Source organism: Enterobacter cloacae complex sp. P15RS (assembly GCF_014895905.1).
Taxonomy (GTDB): Bacteria; Pseudomonadota; Gammaproteobacteria; order Enterobacterales; family Enterobacteriaceae; genus Enterobacter; species Enterobacter quasihormaechei.
Map to the genome: position 1 here is coordinate 256,390 of NZ_JADBQL010000016.1, position 2,775 is coordinate 259,164.

A 2,775-nucleotide genomic window follows, 5' to 3' on the forward strand; every position below is an offset into this window, starting at 1 on the left:
GGGATCGAACCGCTGACCTCCTGCATGCCATGCAGGCGCTCTCCCAGCTGAGCTATAGCCCCATCGTAAAGCTGTCATGTTGACGGGCGGCATAATATGAATTCCGCCGCAACGTGTCAACGGCAAATTCAGCCTCCGCCTTTCAACCGTCGAAAAATCATGCAAATGAATCACTTTGCGAGCCTGCTCGCAGCCAGGAGTTAAGCTTGTCACGTTTTCACGTAAAACGGTGCTATAAAATGAACCACTAATTAACCCCACAGATATTCAGGAAATTGTATGATCAAGGAACGAATGACGCCAGAAGAGTTAGCCCTGCTGACTGGCTATAGCCGACAGACCATCAATAAATGGGTACGTAAAGAGGGTTGGATTACATCGCCAAAACCAGGCGTTCAGGGTGGCAAGGCGCGTCTGGTACACGTCAATGAAAAAGTGCGCGACTTTATTCGCAGCGCACGCAGGGTGACAGAGTCGCCGGAAATGCCAGATAAGGCGTACCACGACGGTTCACTTCACGCCCTGCTCATGACGCTGGCGAATGAAATGACGCCGGATGAGCAAAAGCAGATGACATCGCTGTTACTGCGGGAAGGGATTACCGGATTGTTACAACGCTTAGGGATTCGCGACCAACGCTAATATGAAAAGATTACGCAGCAAAATGACCACGGAAGAGCTGGCGGACAGTCTGGGCGTAGCCCGACAGACCGTTAATCGCTGGATACGACAAAAAGGATGGAAAACGGAGGGGATTAATGGTGTTAAAGGCGGAAGAGCGCGGGTGATATGCATTGATGCGCACGTGAAGGAGCACATCATAAGCCTTCCCGCCATACGTAACCGTCAGGCTGTTTACCACGTTGCGGAAAGCCCTTCCCTCTATGGCGTAGCGACCTCACCCAGCCTGCTTCCACAAATCATCGACTCGCTGGAAAACATGACGGCAGTGGAACAGGAACGTTTGCGCGCACTGCTCGCGCGTGAGGGTTTGCAGGGTTTTCTTACGCGTCTTGGTATTGCTGAATAACAGGCAAAAAAAACGGCAGGTCACCCTGCCGTTATGTGTATTACGCGGGCATTACTGCTGGCTTTCGCGCTCAGCGATAAAGCCCAGCGCCTTGTTGATGCGCGCAACGCTACGCGATTTACCAATTGCATGTACGGTCACGTCCAGCGCCGGAGACTGGCCTGCCCCCGTTACCGCAACGCGCAGCGGCATACCGACTTTACCCATGCCAATTTCCAGCTCATCAGCAGTAGCCTGAATCGCGTGGTGCACATTTTCCGCTGTCCATTCGGTAATGGCTTCGAGCTTGTCTCGCACCACTTCCAGCGGCTGACGCGCAACCGGACGCAGGTGTTTCTTGGCTGCGTCCGCGTCGAACGCGTCAAACTCTTCATAGAAATAGCGGCAGCTTTCGGCAATCTCTTTCAGCGTTTTGCAACGCTCGCCAAGCAGTTTCACCAGATCCGCCAGTTCCGGGCCAGTACGGGTATCGATGTTTGCCTGCTCAATGTGCCATTGCAGATAAGTCGCCACATATTCTGGCTGCATGGTATTGATGTAGTGATGGTTCAGCCACAGCAGCTTATCGGTGTTGAACGCGCTGGCGGATTTGCTCACCGAGTTCAGAGAGAACAGGTTGATCATCTCTTCGCGGCTGAAGATCTCCTGGTCGCCATGGGCCCAGCCCAGACGCACCAGGTAATTCAGCAGCGCTTCCGGCAGATAGCCGTCATCACGGTACTGCATTACGCTCACCGCGCCGTGGCGTTTGGACAGTTTTTTGCCGTCGTCACCGTTGATCATCGATACGTGCGCGTACACCGGTACCGGCGCGTTCAGCGCTTTCAGGATGTTGATCTGACGCGGGGTGTTATTGATATGGTCTTCACCACGGATCACGTGCGTGATTTCCATATCCCAGTCGTCCACCACTACGCAGAAGTTATAGGTTGGCGATCCGTCAGTACGACGAATAATCAGATCATCCAGCTCCTGGTTGCTGAATTCGATCGGGCCGCGGATCTGGTCATCAAAGATAACAGAGCCTTCCTGCGGGTTAGCAAAACGCACAACGCACGGCTCATCGGCAGCATGCTCGCTGTGGTCGTGACGGCAACGACCGTCATAACGCGGTTTTTCGCCTTTTGCCATTTGCTCTTCGCGCAGTGCATCCAGACGCTCTCTGGAGCAGTAGCACTTATAGGCCGTGCCCGCGACCAGCATCTCGTCAATGACGTCGTTATAGCGGTCAAAACGTTTGGTCTGGAAGTACGGGCCTTCGTCCCACTCCAGATTCAGCCAGTTCATCCCATCCATAATGGCTTCAATTGCTTCCGGCGTTGAGCGCTCAAGATCGGTGTCTTCAATACGCAGCACAAACTCACCTTTGTTGTGGCGTGCGAAAAGCCAGGAATAGAGAGCGGTACGTGCACCACCGACATGCAGATAGCCTGTCGGGCTCGGCGCGAAGCGAGTTTTGATTTTCATGAAATGGCCTTACGTTATAAAGATGCCGGTAATCGGCAAATCCTGGGAAGAAAACAATGGGCAATATTCTATCACTGTGGGCCGATTCCTCAATGTCGATCACTTTATCCGGTTCGAGATTGCTGTTTTTGTTTAGAAATCATGCGCCACAGTCCGTTTTGCGATCGTTTTGACTAATTTTACGACGAACGAATAAAAACTTTAGAAAATGCGTTGACTCATTTTCAACTCTCCCTATAATGCGACTCCACACAGCGGGGGTGATTAGCTCAGTTGGT

3 protein-coding genes and 1 tRNA gene (1 of these 4 only partly in view) are annotated in these 2,775 nt (G+C 52.6%); 2 read left to right on the forward strand and 2 right to left on the reverse strand.

Annotated features, from left to right (window positions below; translation table 11 throughout):
* Window positions 1–62 (reverse strand) — tRNA-Ala (locus IM267_RS11295); it reaches 61 nt to the left of the window's first position.
* A gap of 217 nt (window positions 63–279) precedes the next feature.
* On the opposite strand from IM267_RS11295, the gene IM267_RS11300 reads away from it, so the two are divergent.
* Window positions 280–642, forward strand: a complete 363-nt coding sequence (locus tag IM267_RS11300) for a YfeC-like transcriptional regulator (protein WP_063868121.1) — start codon at window positions 280–282, stop codon at window positions 640–642.
* Between the two features lies 1 nt (window position 643).
* Window positions 644–1,030, forward strand: a complete 387-nt coding sequence (locus tag IM267_RS11305) for a YfeC-like transcriptional regulator (protein WP_197711247.1) — start codon at window positions 644–646, stop codon at window positions 1,028–1,030.
* 51 nt (window positions 1,031–1,081) lie between these two features.
* On the opposite strand, the gene gltX is transcribed toward IM267_RS11305, so the two are convergent.
* A complete protein-coding gene (gene gltX, locus IM267_RS11310) occupies window positions 1,082–2,497 on the reverse strand; it encodes a glutamate--tRNA ligase (protein ID WP_063868117.1) in 1,416 nt (471 codons plus the stop codon).
* Window positions 2,498–2,775: the final 278 nt, after the last annotated feature.